The sequence below is a fragment of the Pseudovibrio sp. Ad46 genome (assembly GCF_001623065.1).
Classification (GTDB): Bacteria; Pseudomonadota; Alphaproteobacteria; order Rhizobiales; family Stappiaceae; genus Pseudovibrio.
In genome coordinates, this window is the sequence record NZ_LMCG01000068.1 from 22,053 (window position 1) to 39,229 (window position 17,177).

A 17,177-nucleotide genomic window follows, 5' to 3' on the forward strand; every position below is an offset into this window, starting at 1 on the left:
ATGGCAACGCCCGGCGATCTTGTGAAAACCTGCTTTGTTGAGCCGATGCAGGGCAGCTTTAAGAAAACACCCGGCACGAACCCGGAGGCGTATTTTTCCAGCCTCTCGGCAAAGCTCTCGGGGTTTTCTGAGGATGTGTTGAAGGCGGCGGCGTCCAGTCTGATTGAGCGGGCAACCTCTTCAACATGGCCTTATGTGGGAACAATCACAGCGGCTTGCAAATCAGCACAAGAGCGATTGAGTGCCAAGGATTCCGGGCAGTCTAATCCGGTGCGGGCTGGGTATCCGTGGCCGGAGGATGTGGCGGTGCGGGTTTTGATCAATCAGGATGCAAAGCTTGCCACGTCTGCGGCGTTGGCTGGTTGGCATGCTGACCTGATTGATTTTGTGCGCAGAGAAAAACGGGTGCCTTCCATGGAGGAAGTTGAACCGTTTGTGGTGGCCACACTGCAGCGCGATGCCCGCATTGAAAAGCAGATGGAAGAAGCTCTGGACGTTCTCAGAGGTGAGTACAACAGCAAGCTTGAAAAACTACCGGCAAATCATCGCGTTCAACTCATGGCGAGTTCGATAACGAACCGCAGGAACAGGCTTGCCGTAATGATCGCAGAAGAGATTGAGGCACGTGAAGAGGTGGCAGATGACCAGTTGTAAGCCAAGCCGGAAGAAGAGGAAGCCAGCAGAAGATAAGCGCAGCTACACACGTGCAAGCGCGTTGGAGCACATGCGCAGCAAGGGGTTGCTTTCAGACCTGCAATATCGGGTTGCCTGCCAGATCAGCGCTTTGATGATTGAGCAAGGCGGGCAAACAAGATCCATCGACTATGCGCAGCCGGTTGTTGATGGGGGCGGCGCTGATCGTGACTGGCTGATTGTGAGTGCCAGCGATGCCACCCGGAAAATCAAAGAAATTGCTCAGGCGCTTGGTCCAGATCAAGCCGTTGTCGTGTTCTCCATTGCCGGGCGCTCCATGTCCACGAATGAGGTTGCCTTGCTGTTTGAAGAAAGCAGAGAGCACCGGGAGAACGCAAAACCACTTCGCAAAACTCAGGACTATGTGAGGCAGTTGCTACGGGATGGTTTAACCCGTGCAGCCTTTCATCTGGGTTTGGCGGTAACCGCGCCGGATACCCTTGTTGGCAAGCGCCTGCGGATCTGGCGAAACCTGGGAGGTGAACCCATGGAAGAGCTGCAGAATACCCTTTCTGAAAGTGAGTTTGTGAGCTGCATGGCTGCACGATTTATGCAGCGGGCAGGGTTGAGCGAGGTGGAAGCTGAGAAGCATGGCCGGATTATGCTGGATGCATTTTGTGATGCTGAGAAGTGCCAGTTTGGGGCTGAGGATTACGGCTGGGGCAAGTCAGATGCTGAGGATTTGGCTGATGAAGAGCTGGATTGCTGGGGGGATGGCTAGTGTTAGTTGATGCTTAGAGGTGTTGTATGGGCAAGCACTCAGATTTTCCGCGCCGCAAGTTTGATCAGTATTTCACTTGGGATACACGGGCGGGGCAGGCGCTTGCGCCCTTTCTTGAGGGCGTTGAGACATACTGTGAGCCATGCGCGGGGCGTGGGGATCTGATAGGGCAGCTGGACGCTTTAGGGCTTGAGTGTCTGGCTGCCTATGATCTGGACCCAAAGCGGCGGGGGATCATCAAGAAAAACGCTTTCAGGCTGACAAAAGAGGACCTGCAGGGAGCGCAGGCGATCATCACTAACCCACCGTGGACCCGGCGACTACTGCACGCTCTGATACTGCATTTGTGCCAATTGGCCCCAACTTGGCTGCTTTTCGATTCGGATTGGTTGTTTTCTCTGCAATCTCAAAGGTTTATGGGATGTTGTTCTGATGTTGTTCCCATTGGGAAGATGCGTTGGGTTGAAGGAACCCCAGATGATGAGAAAGGAAATTCAGCCTGGTTCAGGTTTGATGCTCAAAACCAGAAACCGACGATATTTCATAGGCGTAGGAAGTTCTATTTCGGGCTGGATCTTAAAGACTACATAGCTGAGCCGGTGTTGTTGTGAGCCGGTGGGGTTGACGTGTGCGCACTCAAAGCACAATACTCCTCTACATTGGAATTTAGCGCCTTCAAGCCTGTACGGCTTGGGGCGCTTTTTCGTTGGGGGCGCTATGATCCGCTACACCGCAAACTTTGATGAGGTCGCCAAGGGCCTGAGCAAAGCGGAACAACAGCAAGTGCCCTATGCGATCAGCTTAGCGCTGAATGAGACGGCGCGGGATATCAAGACCAATTCAGAGAAGGCGTTAAGCAGGCGATTAGATCGCCCTACACCCTTCACCAAACGCGGCCTTGCACTCAAGCGGGCAAGCAAGCGTAACCTATCGGTCGTTGTCTTCTTCAAGGACAGGCAGGCAGAGTATTTAGAGCTGCAGGAGAAAGGTGGAACCAGAAGGCCAAAGCGGAAAGCGCTGGCGGTTCCGTTCTCGCAGCGGCTCAACAAATACGGCAACCTGCCACGGCGCAGTATTGACCGGCTGTTGAAACGCCCGGATGTGTTTCAAGGTGAGATCAACGGGGTTGAGGGGATCTGGCAACGCCCTAGGCGTGGCAAGCGCCGGGATAGCTCACGAGGCACTAAGGGCCGCACGGGTTTAAAGCTGCTGGTCGCCTATGAGAAGAGCGCAGACTATCAACCGCGTCTGCGCTTTGAAGAGGGTGCGCGAAAGACTGCAGACGCCCGGATGAAACGTAACTTCCGGCGTGCGATGCAGAAGGCTCTGAAAACTGCCCGTTAAAACTTGGGGGCGCGTTTCCGTATTCTGAAAAGCTTTGGGTCCTTCCTGGGCACACCCCGGCCTGCGGGTAGTTCGGAACTGCGGGACATTGGTTTGTGTGGTGTGCGGGAGCACTTGGTGTTTTCGTTTCTGTTGTTGTTCCAGATTGATAGGGGGTGTTCATGGAGAATGTTGAACGCTATCCGCTCCCTGACGGTGTGGAAGATGTGGTGGTGAACAAGCGCCACCTTGCTGAAGCTTTTAAGAAGAGCCTGCCGACCATAGATCAATGGATATCTGAGGGGATGCCTTGTGAGAGCAAGGGCACCAACGGGCAGGCCTATGAGTTCCGGCTTTCGGTTTGCTATGCCTGGCAGAAAGAAAGGGAAGCTTCAGAGGCTGCGGAAGAAGAAAAGATCCAAAGCAATATCCGGCAAATGCAGATGGCGTTGCTTGGTGGTGGATCTGGTAGTTCTGAAATGGCGCTCACACCAAGGCAGCGCAAGGAACTTTACGAGACTGAGGCAGCCTATAACAAGCTGGCGCAATCGCGTGGCGAGCTGATCGGCCGTGCTGATGTTGTGGCGTTGCTGGAACGGTCGTTCTCAGCGGTACGCAATGCGGTGAATGGCATGCCTGACCGACTGTCCAGGGATGTTGGTTTGGATGGTCGCCAGTCAGAGGCAGCGGTTGTGGTTGCTGATGATCTGCTGGCGGAACTTCATCGGGAGCTTTCTGAATTTATGCAGACAATGAACGCGGAAGAGGACACGGGGCAGGCTGCCATGATGGAAGCTGCGGAATAAGTGGGTTAGACGATTTGCGCGGAAGTTCTAGTATCAGATCTTTAGCTAGAGGTGCTATCATCTGCCTTAGCAAAAGCATAACCCATAGCTCCCGCGATAAGAGTGGCTGCCTCTCCATTGAGCATTCCATTTAATGCGAGTGTGCCAATTATAGGCAGCGAAATACTAAGCACGATAAAACGAATGAATTGCCAACCGATGCCCTTTTTTGTTTCGTTCCGGTTCTTAATTCCTCCCAAGATAACAATGGGTACTGATATTGCTAAGACTAACGATACGAGCATTGCTCCATTTTGCTGTACGAATGCAGTAATTTCAGCCATTTGAGTTCCTTGATTATAGTTAGTTTGTTGTAATTACTAGCTTTGTTTTCTTGCACGCAGAGCACTCACCTTTTACTCGTTCAAAGTCACTTGAAGTTTTTGCTAAATGCCGTGTCTTGTGATTTGCGTGTTGGCGGGGAGTGATGCCGATTTTGATTGCTAGGCAATCGTCACAGAATTTTTGCCCATGTTGTTGTCTCAAAAAGTCAACAATCCTTTTGAGGACAGTTTCTTGGTTAGCCGTACCAAGAGGATTGAACTTAGGTGCGTATGGTTCGGCACTTTTATCGTGGCGCCATTTCTGAAGCTCAATATTAATCCAATTGTTGAGTTCCTCAATGGTTGGCTTTTGTTGTGAGAGTAACAACTTCTGAACAGCGTGTGCTCCATGCTGATAACCTGCTCGATATTGCTCTTCAGGATCTGGGCGTAGTTCTTCAAAGCTAGGAGGACGCTTAAATAAGCTCTCTGACATTTTCTTACTCCTTTGTTGGGCTGAGACGGTGGAGTTACATTGGCGATAGATCAGATGATTTTCAACAACTTTACCTTCAATAGACGCAAAACCAATATCTAGGATTGCAGGTTTCCACCATGCCCACATTCGAACTTCCGCCCCGTGCGCATGGTTGGCGGCCGCCTGCGTATGCGAGTGCGGCCGGGTGCCTTGCTGATGCTTTGCCAATTCTTGCGCCGGTGCGGCGTATGTCGGTCTCGAACTGGGCGGGTGGTGAGCGCAAGCTGCGGGACAACGGGGCAATCATCGCGTGGGATAACAAGGTAACGCCTTACATGGTGGAGCCTATGGACATGAGTGCATCGCGGCGCTTCCGGGGGACGGTGTTTGCCGGGCCTGCGCGTACTGGCAAAACGGATGCTTTGATAATCAACCGGATCGGGCAGGCGATCTGCTGTGAGCCGTGTGATATGCGCGTGATCCATATGGACAGAAACGCGGCGCGTGAATTTGCTTTGAAAAAAGTAGGGGCGCTGATCAACTACACGCCTTCAATTAAGCGGCGCTTAGGCCGGGGCCGGTTTGATAACAACATATTAGACAAGCGTTTTCAGGGCGGCATGACGCTGGATATCGGTTGGCCGGTGGTCTCCAAAGTGTCTGCTTCTGACCTGCCTTTAATGCTGCTGACTGACTATGACCGTGCGCCGGAAGACATTGAAGGGGAAGGCAACCTGTTTGACCTTGCCTTGAAGCGTACGGAAACTTTCGGTTCCCGTGGGATGGCGATTGCAGAGAGTTCTCCGGGCCGTCTGATTGAAGATAACGACTTCTTGCCGCCTGAGGGTGCGCCGCATATGGCACCACCGGCAACGGGCATTTTAGCGCTTTACAACAGGGGCACCCGTGGGCGCTATTATTGGACTTGCCCGGATTGCTCTGAAGTTTTTGAACCAGATTATGAGTTGCTGCATTTTCCAGATGAAGGCAGCCCGAAAGAGCGCGGCCTTGCTGCGGTGATGGCGTGCCCGCATTGCGGTGCGATCTTTGAACCACGGCACAAGGTGGAGCTAAACCGGGCGGGCCGCTGGTTGCATGAAAGCAAAACCGGTGAGCTGGTGAGCGTTCATGATGAGGCTTTGCGGGAAACGGATCTTGTCACTTACTGGCTGAAAGGGGCGGCCGCTGCCTTCCAGCCGTGGGCGTCCTTGGTTTCCAGATATGAGACTGCCTGGCAGGAGTTCCAGCAAACCGGAGATGAAACCTCATTAAAGACCACTGTGAACGTTGATCAGGGCAAGCCTTATTCATCGCGCATGGTGGAAGATGAAGACGATTTGAGCGTGAAGCAACTGAAGGACAAGGCAGAGCAGTATCTGCTTAAGGTCGCGCCACCGGAAACCCGCTTTCTTACCATCGCTGTTGACGTGCAAAAGGGCCGCTTTGTTGTGCAGGTGGACGCATGGGGGCCGGGGCTGGAACGCTGGTTAATAGATCGCTTTGACGTTCACGCCCCGCCCGCAGGTGCTCCAAGCGCTGATAGCAGGGCGATAGATCCGGCAAAGTACAAGGAAGACTGGGACGCGCTTTTGCCTTTACTGGAAAAGTACTACCCGGTTGCGGGCAGTGGCTACCAGATCAAACCGGCTGCGCTGATCGTGGACAGTGGCGGCGCGGATGGTGTGACGAAGAATGCTTATGCTTTCTTCCGCAAATCGCGCAAGCTTGGCCTGCGCAGGCGGGTGTTTCTTGCCAAAGGGCTGGACCGTTGGGATAGGGACCGGGCAAAGGAAGTCACACCAGAAAAGGAAGAGGGCAAGCGCGTTAAAAAGCGTTCTGATTTGAGAATTGTTCGTGTGGGCACATGGCGGCTTAAGTCCGAAATTACCGCAAGCCTTGCCCGTGAAGATCCCGGCGCAGATGCCTATCACCTGACCCGCAACCTACCAAGTGAAGTGTTTGAAGAGTTTTGCGCAGAGCGGCGCACCCCGAAAGGCTGGGTGCTTCGCAAAGGGCGCAAGCGAAACGAGGCGCTTGATTTGGGCGTTTATGGGCTGGCGTTGGTGCTGGTTCTTAGAGCTGAAGAAATCAACTGGAAGCGCCCGCCCATTTGGGCGCGACGAATGGAAACCAATAGTTTTGCAGCACTCAGGCCAAAGCAAGAGGCAATCCGTGATGCGGGTTCAAAGGATCTTGCCGGGGAAAGTGTGCCTGAAAATCTGCCAGTACCGGCGCAAACTGAAGCGCCGGAGACGCAAGCGGAAGACAAGGAACAGGCGGTGCAAACAACGGTGAAGCCGAAACGGGCACCTACCAGAAAAGCCCGGAGAAAACCAAGGCGCAGAGGCAACGGTTTAGTGGCCGGGCTGCGGGGGTGATGCATGGCAGTAAATGGATTTGATGAACCGCTGAATCGGGCACCTGCCCAAATTAGAGCGGGTGATTTTGTCTCGTGGTGGTGTGATGAGCTGGCAGAGACTTTCCCGCCTGAGGATTTTACGCTTTCCTATGTGGGAACACTGGAAGGTGAAGCCCCTTCAAGGATTGAGTTTGAAGCAACCGCCGAAAATGGCGGTTTTTTAGTATCTATCTCAGGTGATGACAGCTCAACATGGACCTCCGGGGCTTACCAGTGGGCGGCGTTTATTACGCGCAAGAGTGATGGGGCGCGGAAGACCGTGGGCAGCGGCCGGTTTGAGGTTTTGCTGGATCTGGCAAGCGGGGACGCCATAGACCTGCGCAGCCATAACCGGCGCATGCTGGAACAGATTGAAGCGCTCTTAGAGGGCCGCGCAAAGTCTGGTGTTGCTTCCTATGAGATCGCGGGCCGCAAGCTGACAAAGCTCACCCCAAAAGAGCTGCAGGACTGGCACACCCACTACCGCAAGCTGGTGAAGATTGAAGACCGAAAGCGCACGGGCCGGGGCAGTCATCGTTTGCGGAAGGTGGAGTTTAGATAATGGGTGCATTTGCAAGATTTTTTGGCAGACGTAACAAGCCTGCAGAGCTGCCTGTTAAACAGCCGGGCGGGGCGGTGCGCAAATACAAAGCGGCCCGCCCGGATCGTCTTGTAAAGTTCAAGTTGATGGGGCTCAATTCATCCTTGATGCGCGATGCCCAGGAAGACTTGTTGGGGCTGGTTTCCCATAGCAGGGAGCAAAGCCAGAACAACGATTACCTTAAAGGCTTTTACTCCCATTTGCGGCGCAATGTTGTGGGCCGGACTGGCTTGCAGATTAAGCCGGTTGCCCGGCTTGGTGATGGCAATCTTGACCGGGACAGCAACAAGCTTATCCGTGACGGGTTCCTAGATTGGAGCCGCAAGGGGATCTGCACCACCTGCGGTAAGTTCTCTTTTGCTGATAGCCAGCGCATCGCGCTTACAGCCGCTGCCCGTGATGGGAATTTTCTTGCTCGCAAGTATGTTGGCCCGGAGTTTGGTCCGTTTGGTTTCCAGATCCAGCACCTTGATATCACCATGCTGGATGTTGAGCTAAACAAAGAGCTGGATCACGGGCATTACATCCTTGCCGGGGTGGAATGTAACGCGGTGGATCGCCCGGTTGCCTATCACATGTTTAAGCACAACCGCTCTTATTACGGTGGCCGTGGGACACGTATTCGCATTCCTGCAGAAGAGATCGTGCACCTTTATCTGCCCTTTGATCAAACCGCCCCGGTGATTGGTGTTCCATGGGCGCACACGGCTTTGCGGCGCCTGGCGCAAATGAATAGCTTTGAAGACGCAGCCCTTGCGAACGCTGTTTATGGTGCGCAGAAGATGGGCTTTTACACCCGCTCTGCAGATGCTGACCCGGATGAAGAATTAGGCGGTGGTCAGGCGGCCGGGACCAATGGTGAGGCGGAAGACGTAGAAGAAGAAGAGTTCTTTGATGAGCAGGAACGGCCCCGGCTTGAAGAAATGGAAGCTGGTGTTTTGGAAGAGCTGCCACAGGGCTATGACTTCAAAGCTTTTGACCCGGCCTATCCAAGTGGGGAGATGGAACCTTTCATAAAAATCATGCTGCGCGGCGTTTGCTCGGGGCTTGATGTGGCCTATTCGTCTTTGTCCAGCGACTTGGAAAAGGCCAACTTTTCGTCATTGCGGGCCGGGCTTGGTGAAGAGCGGGAACAATGGGGCGTGCTGCAGGGCTGGCTTGCAGATCATTACTGCGGATCTATCTTTCCTGATTGGTTGCGCATGGCGATGCTGAGCGGGCAAGTGCGATTGCCTATGACGCAGCTTGCCCGGTTTCAGGCGGTGGAATGGACGGGCCGGGGCTGGCAATCCGTCAATCCAAAAGACGATGCGGCCGCCAATAGAACCAATATGGAATCCCGCATTAAAAGCCCGCATTAAAAGCCCGCAGGAAGTGGCTGCAGAGCGTGGGCGCACTCTTGAAGATATCTATGACGATTTTGAAGAGGCAAGGGCACTCGCCAAGGATCGCGGCATAGATCTTGAGGCGGTGCTTTCTGCCTTCATGAAAACGGTTTCGCCTGCTGAAAAAGAGCAGCCTAAAGAGGACTAATCACACCATGCCAACTGAATTTTTGCAGGTGCCGGAAACTCATTTCCGGCAGGGATCTTTCGTGCGTGCTCAGGAGGGCGCGGAAGAGGATCTTTTAGAGCTTTCGTTTTCCAGTGATGCACCCATTCGCACCTATTGGGGCGTTGAAATTCTGGGTCACGATGAAGGCGAGATTGACCTTGATTTTATTGGAAGCGGGCGTGCGCCCCTACTGATTGACCACCGGGCAACCGTTGCAAATCAGGTGGGCGTAATTGAGCGCGTGGAGATCAAGAACGGCAAGGGCCGGGCTTGGGTTCGCTTTGGCAAATCAGAGTTGGCTCAAGAGATTAAACAGCGCGTTTTAGATGGAGAGCTAACCAATGTTTCTGTTGGCTATCAGATCCGCAAAGCCCGTTTGGAAGAAGAGCATGACGATGACTTAAACGTCTATCGTATCACCCGTTGGACCCCTCATGAAATCTCGATTGTCTCCGTCCCTGCAGATCCGTCTGTTGGGGTTGGGCGTTCTCGTTCTGGCGAGAAACTTGTTTCCATTGCACTTGAAAGAAAGGCTGCAGCAATGCCCGCACCACTTGAAATTGAAAACCCAGAGACCGGCCCTTCTGAAGAAGAGCTGGCACAGATCCGCTCAAAAACTGCGGAAAATGAGGCCAAACGCATTCGCGAAATTGAAGCGACTGCAGCGGAATGGAATTGCCGGGACATTGCGGCAGAAGCGATCCGCTCCGGTATGTCTGCAGGTGACTTTTCAACCAAAGTCCTGATGCTTCAAGGCGAACGCGGGCAGGAGAAAATCTCCGGCGCTGCTGATATTGGTTTGAGCCAAAAAGAACGCAAGCAATTCTCATTTGTGCGTGCTTTGAATGCTTTGGGGAATCCAACCAATGCGCAGTACCGTGAAGCAGCTAAATTTGAGTTTGAGTGCTCGGAAGAGGCTGGCAAGAAACGCGGCAAGCAGGGGGAAGGTATTCTTGTTCCTTCTGATGTAATGCGGGCGGATATGAGCGGGCAAACCCGCAACCTGTCAACGGGCACAATCGGGGCTGGTGGTGCTCTGGTTTCTGATAACCTGCTTGCAAGCAGCTTTGTTGAGTTGCTGCGCAAGCGTGCAGTTGTGATGGGCATGGGCGCCCGCATGCTGCATGACTTGGAAGGCAACTTTAAGATCCCGCGTATGGTGGGTGGAGCCACCGCCTATTGGGTAGGTGAAAGCGATGATGTGACCAAAAGCGCAGAGGCTTTTGATCAGATCGAACTAAGCCCGCATACTCTGGGTGCGTTTACCGACTATTCCCGCAGACTTCTTATTCAATCCTCGCTGGATGTGGAAGCTATGGTGCGGGATGATCTGGCGCGGGTGATTGGTTTGGAGATCAGCCGGGCAGCGCTGCACAGTGACGGCTCTGGGGAAACTCCAAAGGGGATCGCTGCCACCACTGGCATTAACTCCACCACCTTTGCAGCAAATGCTCCAACATTTGAAGAAGTGGTTGCCATGGAAACGGCTGTTGCAACGGATGATGCAGACATTGGAGCCTTGGGCTATGTCCTCAATGCTGCGATGCGTGGATCGTTCAAGACCACGGAAAAAGCTGCAGGGACTGCGCAGTTTATCTGGGAACAGGGCAACACGGTGAACGGTTACAACACCGGTATTTCTAATCAGGTGCTGGATCACAACGGCTTCTTTGGCAACTGGGCGGATCTTCTGATTGCGCTTTGGACGGGCGTAGACCTGACGGTTGATCCGTTTACCCAATCCACCAGCGGGACCGTGCGCGTGGTTGCCATGCAAGATGTAGATTTTGCAGTGCGTCACCCGCAGAGCTTCTGTCACTCCTTCAAAGCTTAAGCTTTACGCCAGTTAAGCAGCCGGTTCGCCCGGCTGTTTTTATTTGGACTTCTCATAAAACCTCAAACGCATCTTTATCCGAAAACCGGTGTCCACTTTTCGGAGATGCGCTCTATTCCTTTCATTTCTCAAGAGGGCAGATCATGGCTGCAAAGATGAAGATTGAAATTTTAAAACGCACGGTTTGCGGTGGTGAACCGGTTGCGCCGGGTGATGTGGTGAACGCTTCTGAAAAGGATGCAAAATTCCTGATCAATATGAAAAAAGCAGAAACAACCACAAGGCGGGTTGGCAAGGCTAAGGCGGGAGAAAAGCCAAAAGAAGAAGACGAACCAGCCGGGGACTAAACCCCGGCTCATATGAGAAGCAAACGGGGGGCTGAGCCTCCCGTTTTTCGTTGGCCCTTGGAGGCGAGGATTTACCAGTGAAAAAAGAACTACAGAGCACCACCAGCTTGAAACCACCCAAACCACTCACACCCATCGAGCTTGCGCGGGTGATGGGCAGTGCCCGTGTTAACCGGGCGGTTGGTGTGCCGGGCGGGCAAACAATGGTGAAGCGGCAATGATTGATTTTGACGATGATCTGAATGAGATGCTGCGCACTGATGAGTTTGCAACAACGGCAACCTACGCGCTGCAAAACGGGGACACCGGGCACCTCACCGGGATCTTTACCAATGAGGGGGAGGAAACCTCCTTTGGTGAGGTTGGCATGCTCACTTCCAAACCAGTGTTTGCGGTGAAGGGCTCAGATATTCCGGCTGAGTTTGGCGAGGGTGCAGAGCTGCTGATTGACGGGCAACGCTTCACGGCGGCAAGCAGCCCCATGAGTGACGGAGCAGGCTTAAGCCAGATCCTGCTAGAGCGCGAATAGGGGCAGCCATGGCTCACATTAGAACGCAGGTGCGCGATGCTGTAGAGGCGGCTTTAAAAGGGCTTCCTTCTACAGAAGATCGCTGTTTTGTCACGCGCACCTTTCCGCTGGATCACAAGCGGCTGCCTGCGCTGCTTGTCTATGTGCTGGATGAACAAAGCCAGCCTGCGGAAATGGGTGCAGACCGCGACATTGAACGGCAAATGAGCGTCACTGTTGAAGCCACGGCCGATGGCAAAGGCTTTGATGATGAGCTGGACCAAATTGCGGTGGAAGTTGAAACCGCACTCGCGGGCAGCGGCTTCTTAGGTGGCTTGGTGAAAGAGCTATACCTGCAGTCAACCAATCTGGATATAGCAGTGCGCCGGGACCGGGGCGAGAAGCGCCAAGGGATTTTGACATTGCGGTATATGGCGCTAGCCATTGCCCCGGAGAATGACCCGGAAACCGCGCACTAAAGTTGCTTGCGTATCTTCATCCGAAAACCGGTACCCACTTTTCGGCGATACACAGTAGCCGCGCTTAAGCGTGCGGCTGCGGAACTAACTTTCCAACAATTCAGGAGAACAGAGCATGCCTTTAATTCACGGCAATAAGGGCAGTGTGACTGCTGGCGGTGAGGATGTCGCCAAGGTTCAAAGCTTCAACCTTTCGGTAGAAGCGCCAATCTCGGATGCAACGGCGATGGGTGAAGAGTGGGAAACCCACTTGGAAGGCGCACCAAAACGCTGGTCCGGGTCCATCAGCGCCAAACGGGTGAAAGGGGATGCAGGGCAGGCAGAGCTGAGCGCCGGGGCTTCTGTGGTGTTGCACCTTTATTACAGCGGCAATGAGAGCGGTGAAACCTACGCCTCCGGCACTGCAACGGTTACCAGCGTGCAGCATGCGCAGGGCCGTTCTGAAACCATTGATATGACCTTTGAGTTTACCGGCAACGGCCCATTGACAGAAGAGGCCGTGGCTTAACTCCGGTTTGTTCCAGTGAAGTGAGTGGGGCAGTCTGTTTGTGCAGGCTGCCTTTTTGCTTAGCGCAGAGAGAAGGACCTTAAAAAGATGCGTGCGATTGACCGAGTAAAGAGCCATTACAAGCGGGCGAAAAATCAGATTATCGAGGTGCCGGAATGGGGTGAAAAAGGCGAGGCTTTTAAACTCTTTTATGACCCGATGACCCCAAACCAGCGTAAGCGCGTGAATGACGAAAATGAGGGGCTGGACCCGGAAGCCTTTGTGGATGTGCTTGTGATGAAAGCACAAGATGAAAACGGCGAAAAGCTCTTTAATGCCGATGACAAACACAAGCTTTTAACGGAAGCCGATGGCGCAATTATTGGCCGGATTGCGGTGCAGATGCTTGGCCCGTGTGATGCCAGGGAAATAGAAAAAAACTAAGAGGCGATCCGTGGCGCATGTTCTTATTTAAGCTTGCGGATCGCTTACACATGCGGGTTGCGGATCTTGAAGACTGGCCGGAATCCGAACTTTTAGAATGGTCTATCTACCTAAAATTTGCCGGGGAGCCAAACCCATGACCGTGCCGGATCTTGTCTACAACGTTCGGGCCAATGATAAATCCCGTGCAACCTTTGAACGGAACCGGCGCGAGTTACAAAAGACGCGCCGGGAAACCAAGTTACTCAACATGGATATGGGGTCACTTGGTAAGTCAATGCGTTCAATTCGTCTTTTGCCAGCTGCTGCAGCTGCGGCGGCTATGGCGAAACTAACCGCTGCGATTAAGGGGGCAATCACAGAAAGCTCCAAGCTTGCCAAAGTTGCCGATAAGGTGGGCGTAACGACCGATGAACTGCAGCGCCTGCGCTATGGGTTTGAGCTGACTGGTGTTGCGGCTGGCACAACTGATACAGCGTTGCAACGCTTTTCCCGGCGTGTTGGTGAGGCTGCCAATGGGTCCGGGGTTCTTTATGAGATCCTGAAAGCAAATGGCGTTCAGCTTCGCGATTCCAGCGGCAAGATGAAGACGCAAAGCCAGATTTTGAGCGAATATGCGGACCTGATTAAAAACGCCAGCTCGGAACAAGAGCGGCTTTTGCTGAGCTTTAAGGCGTTTGACCGGGAAGGAGCCGGGCTGGTTCTGGCTTTGAAAAACGGCTCCAAAGGCCTTGATGAGCTGATGGGCAAGGCTGATAAGGCGGGCGGTGTTCTGGAAGAGAAGCTTCTGCGCAAGGCAGAAAAGATTGATGATGAATTTGCAAAGATGTGGCGCACCTTTGAAATTGGTGCGAAGCGGGCCACTCTCGCCGCTGCCAATGCAATGGATGTTATGTTTAATACGCCAGTTGCTGAGCCAACCCTGAAGGATTTGCAGGTAGAGTTTTCGCGCAAGTTGCCGGGGCTTAACCGGGAGTTATCGCTTGCACAAACGCTTGGTGATGAAGCCCGTATTGCTGAAATTCAAGAGCAAATTGATGCGGTAAACGCCCGCCTTGCAGGTATTCAGAGCGAACGTCAGTTACGCCACACTGGTTTTACAGGAGGACCAACCCGGCGTGGTGGTCGTCGTGGGCGGAAAACTGAGAAACCAACAATCATTCCCGACAAGAAAACGGATAGCAGCGGCGGCGGTGGGTCTTCCAAGACAAAGGTGGACCCTTACACCCGTGTTTTAGAGCAGCTTAAGTTTGAGCGCGATCTGCTGAGCATGAACGCACAGGAACAAAAGCGGGCCAATACCTTACGCCTTGCCGGGGTGGAAGCATCCAGCAAGCAGGGGCGTGAGCTGATTAAAGTTACAGATGAGATCTATGCACAAACCCAAGCTCAGAAACAGCACAATGAAGTTGTGAACCTGCTTGGCGGGATGGCACAGGATTCCATGTCGCAATTTATTGACGCTTTGGGGATTGCTGACACGGCAGCCGGGCGGCTGGTGGCAACGCTGGCAGAGGCGGCTGCACAAGCTGCCTTTATGGGACAGGGGCCGCTTGCCGGGATGTTTGGAACATCGCAGCAATCGAACCTATCAACGGCGCTCATGAGCACGTTTCAAGGCTTCTTCGCAGGTGGTGGTGTGCTTGGTGCCGGGCAGTGGGGCCTTGCAGGAGAAAACGGCCCTGAACCGGTTCTGGGGCCTGCTAGGATCGTTTCCAACAAGGACGCCTTTGGAGGCTCTGAGAGGGGTGTGGTGGTCAACCAGTACATCCAAACGCCTGATGTTGAGAGCTTTCGCCAGTCACAAGGGCAAGTATCTGGAATGCTGGTTGATGCTTTGAGCCGTGGGCGGCGCAACAGATAAGCCGTTAAGGATGGGCAGTTATGCTGGAAGAATTTCATGACACACGGTTTCCGCCAGATATCTCATTAGGGGCACGCGGTGGGCCGGAACGTAAAACGCAAGTTGTGGTGCGTGCCAACGGCCGGGAGACGCGCAACCAGCAATGGGCGGATAGCCGGAGGCGATACAACGCGGCTAAGGGTGTTCGCTCCACCAATGATCTGCATAAGGTGGTGGAGTTCTTTGAAGAGCGGCGCGGGCGTATGTTTGCGTTTCGCTGGAAGGATTGGGCAGATTTTAAGAGCTGCCTGCCCGGTGATGCAATCAGCGCCACTGATCAGGTGTTAGGTGTTGGTGATGGCGTGCAAAAGGAATTCCAGCTTGTGAAGACCTACGGCGCAACCTTCCAGCCATATACACGCAAGATCCTTTTGCCTGCAGATACTGCGCCGGTTGTGGTGGCAGTGGGCGGTGCCCCGGCCGTGGGGTTTGTGCTTGATGAGACGTCCGGCCTGATCACATTTGCTTCTGCCCCGCCTGCAGGTGAGGACGTTACAGCGGGCTTTGAGTTTGATGTTCCAGCCCGCTTTGACACCGATATGCTGGAACTGATGCTAAACGCCCATGTACAGGGCAGCGTGACCAATATTCCGATTGTTGAGGTGCTGTTATGAGGCAGCTAAATCCAGCCCTTGCAGAGCACTTGCAGGGCAACTGCACCACCTTGTGTTGGTGCTGGCGGGTCACGCGGCGCGATGGCGTGAAGCAGGGCTTTACGGACCATGACCGGCAATTGATTTTTCTAGGTGTTGTGTTTGAGGCCGCCGCTGGCTTTACCGGAACGGATGTAGAGGCAAATCTTGGCCTTGCCGTTAACAACATGGATGTGGAAGGTGCGTTTTCTTCTGACAAGATCACGGAAGCAGACATTGCAGCCGGGCTTTATGATGATGCGGAAATCGTGCTTTACCGGGTGAACTGGCAAGATACTTCTCAGCGGGAAGTTATGCAGCGCGGCAACATTGGCGAGGTGAGCAGAGGCGAGCTTGCTTTTAACGCAGAGATGCGCAGCCTTGCCCACCGGCTCAACCAGAACACCGGCCGCACTTATCAGTATGGCTGTGATGCTGAGCTGGGGGATAGCCGATGTGGCGTGGACCTGCAGGCACCGGAGAACAACGGGGCGGGCAGTGTAACAGCGGTGAAAGACCGGGTGTTTACGTGTGCCGGCTTAGGTGCGTTCCCGACTGACCGGTTTTCATGGGGGCAGCTTCACTGGACCACCGGGGCAAACAAAGGTGCCCGTGTCAAAATCAAAGTGCACAAGCTGACAGAGGACGGGGCTGCAGAGCTGACCCTTTGGCAAGCGCCTGTGCAGCCCATTGCTGCCGGGGATTCCTTTGACGTGTTTGCCGGGTGCGCTCATACCTTTGCAGCCTGTAAATCAAAGTTTGCAAACGCGGTGAACTATCGCGGCTTTCCGCACATGCCCGGCCCTGATTTTATTTTGTCCTACGCTGAACAGGATGAGCAGAAAAATGACGGTTCCTCCTATATCAAATGAGGTTGTTGCGCTTGCCCGTGGTTGGCTTGGAACGCCTTACCACCATCAAGCCAGCGTGAAAGGTGCAGGCTGCGATTGTCTGGGACTGGTGCGCGGGATCTGGCGGGAGCTTTACGGATCTGAGCCCCAAACGGTTCCGGCTTACTCTCCTGATTGGGGAGAAGTTGGAACACGTGAAACGCTTTTAGAAGCCGGGCAAAAGTACTTCCAGCCCGCAGCGCTGGACCCGCCCGGCCTTGGAGCTGTGGTGGTGTTCCGGGTGCGATCCGGGGCGATTGCAAAACATGCGGGCCTGATCAGTAGGCCGGGTGTGATGATCCACGCGCAGGAGGGTGCGGGGGTTGTTGAGGTGCCCTATTCAGGGTGGTGGCAGCGCCGGGCGGTGGCTGCGTTTGAGTTTCCTTGAAAGAACCCTGCAACTATCTGCTCATGCGGCGGCGGATGAACACAACCAGAGCCGCGATAGCCCAGATGAATGAGCTGAGAAGACAATACAAAATTGCATAGATGATCATTAGGGACATCTGGGACCCCATAGTGAGATGCGCTGTCGCATCAATTCCCAGAATGTTGCAAGCAGGAGAAAGCTTGGTTGAGTAGACTGGTTCGCAATAGACAGTCGCAAATCCCAAAAACAAGATCTCAATTGAAAGAAGTACAGCGGGCCAATAGGCCATCACGAGTACAATCGAGAGATCTCTTCTCTTCTTCCTTTCAAAGTACCAAAGAGCGCCGCTGAAGAGCGCAAGGGTGCCGATTGCGATGCTCAACAACTCCAAATTTATCTCCATTTTT

Annotated in this window: 23 protein-coding genes; 20 read left to right on the forward strand and 3 right to left on the reverse strand. The window is 53.8% G+C overall.

Annotated features, from left to right (window positions below; genetic code table 11):
* The 5 genes from PsAD46_RS17365 to PsAD46_RS17385 all read left to right on the forward strand — a co-directional run bounded on the left by PsAD46_RS17365 (nucleotide 1) and on the right by PsAD46_RS17385 (nucleotide 3,543).
* Entirely contained in the window at nucleotides 1–654 is a 654-nt protein-coding gene (locus tag PsAD46_RS17365) for a hypothetical protein (RefSeq protein ID WP_063307476.1), read from the forward strand.
* On the forward strand, nucleotides 641–1,414 hold the full coding sequence (locus PsAD46_RS17370) for a hypothetical protein (RefSeq protein ID WP_063307477.1): 774 nt from the start codon (nucleotides 641–643) through the stop codon (nucleotides 1,412–1,414). Before PsAD46_RS17365 ends, PsAD46_RS17370 begins: the two co-directional genes overlap by 14 nt.
* 26 nt (nucleotides 1,415–1,440) lie before the next feature.
* Nucleotides 1,441–2,025, forward strand: coding sequence for a hypothetical protein (locus tag PsAD46_RS17375; protein WP_063307478.1), 585 nt, complete (start codon nucleotides 1,441–1,443; stop codon nucleotides 2,023–2,025).
* Between the two features lie 106 nt (nucleotides 2,026–2,131).
* Nucleotides 2,132–2,758 (forward strand): hypothetical protein, encoded by a 627-nt coding sequence (locus PsAD46_RS17380; RefSeq protein WP_063307479.1) that lies wholly within the window; start codon nucleotides 2,132–2,134, stop codon nucleotides 2,756–2,758.
* A gap of 161 nt (nucleotides 2,759–2,919) precedes the next feature.
* The gene (locus PsAD46_RS17385) at nucleotides 2,920–3,543 is read left to right on the forward strand and encodes a DUF1441 family protein (RefSeq protein WP_063307480.1); all 624 of its coding nucleotides are present in this window, start codon (nucleotides 2,920–2,922) and stop codon (nucleotides 3,541–3,543) included.
* Nucleotides 3,544–3,584: 41 nt separating this feature from the next.
* On the opposite strand, the gene PsAD46_RS17390 is transcribed toward PsAD46_RS17385, so the two are convergent.
* Together PsAD46_RS17390 and PsAD46_RS28635 are read right to left on the reverse strand one after the other, a co-directional pair.
* Nucleotides 3,585–3,866 carry a hypothetical protein gene (locus tag PsAD46_RS17390; RefSeq protein ID WP_063307481.1) on the reverse strand — a complete coding sequence of 94 codons (282 nt, stop codon included), beginning with the start codon at nucleotides 3,864–3,866 and terminating at the stop codon, nucleotides 3,585–3,587.
* A 19-nt stretch (nucleotides 3,867–3,885) separates the two neighbouring features.
* On the reverse strand, nucleotides 3,886–4,470 hold the full coding sequence (locus PsAD46_RS28635) for a hypothetical protein (RefSeq protein WP_206599633.1): 585 nt from the start codon (nucleotides 4,468–4,470) through the stop codon (nucleotides 3,886–3,888).
* Between PsAD46_RS28635 and PsAD46_RS17405 the strand changes: the two genes are divergently transcribed.
* The 15 genes from PsAD46_RS17405 to PsAD46_RS17465 all read left to right on the forward strand — a co-directional run bounded on the left by PsAD46_RS17405 (nucleotide 4,461) and on the right by PsAD46_RS17465 (nucleotide 16,788).
* Nucleotides 4,461–6,701 carry a terminase gpA endonuclease subunit gene (locus PsAD46_RS17405; RefSeq protein WP_063307482.1) on the forward strand — a complete coding sequence of 747 codons (2,241 nt, stop codon included), beginning with the start codon at nucleotides 4,461–4,463 and terminating at the stop codon, nucleotides 6,699–6,701. The two genes, PsAD46_RS28635 and PsAD46_RS17405, sit on opposite strands and share 10 nt — an antisense overlap.
* Nucleotides 6,702–6,704: 3 nt before the next feature.
* Complete coding sequence (locus PsAD46_RS17410) at nucleotides 6,705–7,283, forward strand: hypothetical protein (protein ID WP_063307483.1); 579 nt, start codon at nucleotides 6,705–6,707, stop codon at nucleotides 7,281–7,283.
* Entirely contained in the window at nucleotides 7,283–8,683 is a 1,401-nt protein-coding gene (locus tag PsAD46_RS17415; protein ID WP_063307484.1) for a phage portal protein, read from the forward strand. Before PsAD46_RS17410 ends, PsAD46_RS17415 begins: the two co-directional genes overlap by 1 nt.
* A 13-nt stretch (nucleotides 8,684–8,696) precedes the next feature.
* Nucleotides 8,697–8,855 (forward strand): hypothetical protein, encoded by a 159-nt coding sequence (locus tag PsAD46_RS28175; protein WP_193776964.1) that lies wholly within the window; start codon nucleotides 8,697–8,699, stop codon nucleotides 8,853–8,855.
* A 7-nt stretch (nucleotides 8,856–8,862) separates the two neighbouring features.
* On the forward strand, nucleotides 8,863–10,710 hold the full coding sequence (locus PsAD46_RS17420; RefSeq protein WP_063307485.1) for a phage major capsid protein: 1,848 nt from the start codon (nucleotides 8,863–8,865) through the stop codon (nucleotides 10,708–10,710).
* Nucleotides 10,711–10,853: 143 nt separating this feature from the next.
* Complete coding sequence (locus PsAD46_RS17425; RefSeq protein WP_063301531.1) at nucleotides 10,854–11,057, forward strand: hypothetical protein; 204 nt, start codon at nucleotides 10,854–10,856, stop codon at nucleotides 11,055–11,057.
* Between the two features lie 77 nt (nucleotides 11,058–11,134).
* Entirely contained in the window at nucleotides 11,135–11,278 is a 144-nt protein-coding gene (locus PsAD46_RS28180) for a hypothetical protein (RefSeq protein WP_193776965.1), read from the forward strand.
* Nucleotides 11,275–11,586 (forward strand): hypothetical protein, encoded by a 312-nt coding sequence (locus PsAD46_RS17430; RefSeq protein WP_063289075.1) that lies wholly within the window; start codon nucleotides 11,275–11,277, stop codon nucleotides 11,584–11,586. Before PsAD46_RS28180 ends, PsAD46_RS17430 begins: the two co-directional genes overlap by 4 nt.
* 8 nt (nucleotides 11,587–11,594) lie before the next feature.
* Nucleotides 11,595–12,044 (forward strand): hypothetical protein, encoded by a 450-nt coding sequence (locus PsAD46_RS17435; RefSeq protein ID WP_063292407.1) that lies wholly within the window; start codon nucleotides 11,595–11,597, stop codon nucleotides 12,042–12,044.
* 115 nt (nucleotides 12,045–12,159) lie between these two features.
* Nucleotides 12,160–12,552, forward strand: coding sequence for a hypothetical protein (locus PsAD46_RS17440; protein ID WP_063307486.1), 393 nt, complete (start codon nucleotides 12,160–12,162; stop codon nucleotides 12,550–12,552).
* A gap of 87 nt (nucleotides 12,553–12,639) precedes the next feature.
* On the forward strand, nucleotides 12,640–12,975 hold the full coding sequence (locus PsAD46_RS17445; protein WP_063307487.1) for a hypothetical protein: 336 nt from the start codon (nucleotides 12,640–12,642) through the stop codon (nucleotides 12,973–12,975).
* Between the two features lie 136 nt (nucleotides 12,976–13,111).
* Complete coding sequence (locus PsAD46_RS17450) at nucleotides 13,112–14,839, forward strand: hypothetical protein (protein WP_063307488.1); 1,728 nt, start codon at nucleotides 13,112–13,114, stop codon at nucleotides 14,837–14,839.
* Nucleotides 14,840–14,859: 20 nt separating this feature from the next.
* On the forward strand, nucleotides 14,860–15,492 hold the full coding sequence (locus tag PsAD46_RS17455) for a DUF2460 domain-containing protein (RefSeq protein ID WP_063307489.1): 633 nt from the start codon (nucleotides 14,860–14,862) through the stop codon (nucleotides 15,490–15,492).
* Nucleotides 15,489–16,382: a DUF2163 domain-containing protein gene (locus PsAD46_RS17460; protein WP_063307490.1), complete on the forward strand. Its 894-nt coding sequence runs from the start codon at nucleotides 15,489–15,491 to the stop codon at nucleotides 16,380–16,382. The genes PsAD46_RS17455 and PsAD46_RS17460 overlap by 4 nt, the downstream gene beginning before the upstream one ends.
* Nucleotides 16,357–16,788 carry an NlpC/P60 family protein gene (locus PsAD46_RS17465; RefSeq protein ID WP_063307491.1) on the forward strand — a complete coding sequence of 144 codons (432 nt, stop codon included), beginning with the start codon at nucleotides 16,357–16,359 and terminating at the stop codon, nucleotides 16,786–16,788. Before PsAD46_RS17460 ends, PsAD46_RS17465 begins: the two co-directional genes overlap by 26 nt.
* Before the next feature lie 13 nt (nucleotides 16,789–16,801).
* Here PsAD46_RS17465 and PsAD46_RS17470 read toward each other — a convergent pair whose 3' ends face one another.
* The gene (locus tag PsAD46_RS17470) at nucleotides 16,802–17,161 is read right to left on the reverse strand and encodes a hypothetical protein (RefSeq protein WP_153040778.1); all 360 of its coding nucleotides are present in this window, start codon (nucleotides 17,159–17,161) and stop codon (nucleotides 16,802–16,804) included.
* Between the last annotated feature and the right edge of the window lie 16 nt (nucleotides 17,162–17,177).

Bases quoted from the DNA above. Each gene is read 5' to 3' on its own strand.
- PsAD46_RS17365 (WP_063307476.1), top strand. From the start codon at position 1: ATGGCAACGCCCGGCGATCTTGTGAAAACCTGCTTTGTTGAGCCGATG.
- PsAD46_RS17370 (WP_063307477.1), top strand. From the start codon at position 641: ATGACCAGTTGTAAGCCAAGCCGGAAGAAGAGGAAGCCAGCAGAAGAT.
- PsAD46_RS17375 (WP_063307478.1), top strand. From the start codon at position 1,441: ATGGGCAAGCACTCAGATTTTCCGCGCCGCAAGTTTGATCAGTATTTC.
- PsAD46_RS17380 (WP_063307479.1), top strand. From the start codon at position 2,132: ATGATCCGCTACACCGCAAACTTTGATGAGGTCGCCAAGGGCCTGAGC.
- PsAD46_RS17385 (WP_063307480.1), top strand. From the start codon at position 2,920: ATGGAGAATGTTGAACGCTATCCGCTCCCTGACGGTGTGGAAGATGTG.
- PsAD46_RS17390 (WP_063307481.1), bottom strand. From the start codon at position 3,866: ATGGCTGAAATTACTGCATTCGTACAGCAAAATGGAGCAATGCTCGTA.
- PsAD46_RS17405 (WP_063307482.1), top strand. From the start codon at position 4,461: ATGCCCACATTCGAACTTCCGCCCCGTGCGCATGGTTGGCGGCCGCCT.
- PsAD46_RS28635 (WP_206599633.1), bottom strand. From the start codon at position 4,470: ATGTGGGCATGGTGGAAACCTGCAATCCTAGATATTGGTTTTGCGTCT.
- PsAD46_RS17410 (WP_063307483.1), top strand. From the start codon at position 6,705: ATGGCAGTAAATGGATTTGATGAACCGCTGAATCGGGCACCTGCCCAA.
- PsAD46_RS17415 (WP_063307484.1), top strand. From the start codon at position 7,283: ATGGGTGCATTTGCAAGATTTTTTGGCAGACGTAACAAGCCTGCAGAG.
- PsAD46_RS17420 (WP_063307485.1), top strand. From the start codon at position 8,863: ATGCCAACTGAATTTTTGCAGGTGCCGGAAACTCATTTCCGGCAGGGA.
- PsAD46_RS17425 (WP_063301531.1), top strand. From the start codon at position 10,854: ATGGCTGCAAAGATGAAGATTGAAATTTTAAAACGCACGGTTTGCGGT.
- PsAD46_RS17430 (WP_063289075.1), top strand. From the start codon at position 11,275: ATGATTGATTTTGACGATGATCTGAATGAGATGCTGCGCACTGATGAG.
- PsAD46_RS17435 (WP_063292407.1), top strand. From the start codon at position 11,595: ATGGCTCACATTAGAACGCAGGTGCGCGATGCTGTAGAGGCGGCTTTA.
- PsAD46_RS17440 (WP_063307486.1), top strand. From the start codon at position 12,160: ATGCCTTTAATTCACGGCAATAAGGGCAGTGTGACTGCTGGCGGTGAG.
- PsAD46_RS17445 (WP_063307487.1), top strand. From the start codon at position 12,640: ATGCGTGCGATTGACCGAGTAAAGAGCCATTACAAGCGGGCGAAAAAT.
- PsAD46_RS17450 (WP_063307488.1), top strand. From the start codon at position 13,112: ATGACCGTGCCGGATCTTGTCTACAACGTTCGGGCCAATGATAAATCC.
- PsAD46_RS17455 (WP_063307489.1), top strand. From the start codon at position 14,860: ATGCTGGAAGAATTTCATGACACACGGTTTCCGCCAGATATCTCATTA.
- PsAD46_RS17460 (WP_063307490.1), top strand. From the start codon at position 15,489: ATGAGGCAGCTAAATCCAGCCCTTGCAGAGCACTTGCAGGGCAACTGC.
- PsAD46_RS17465 (WP_063307491.1), top strand. From the start codon at position 16,357: ATGACGGTTCCTCCTATATCAAATGAGGTTGTTGCGCTTGCCCGTGGT.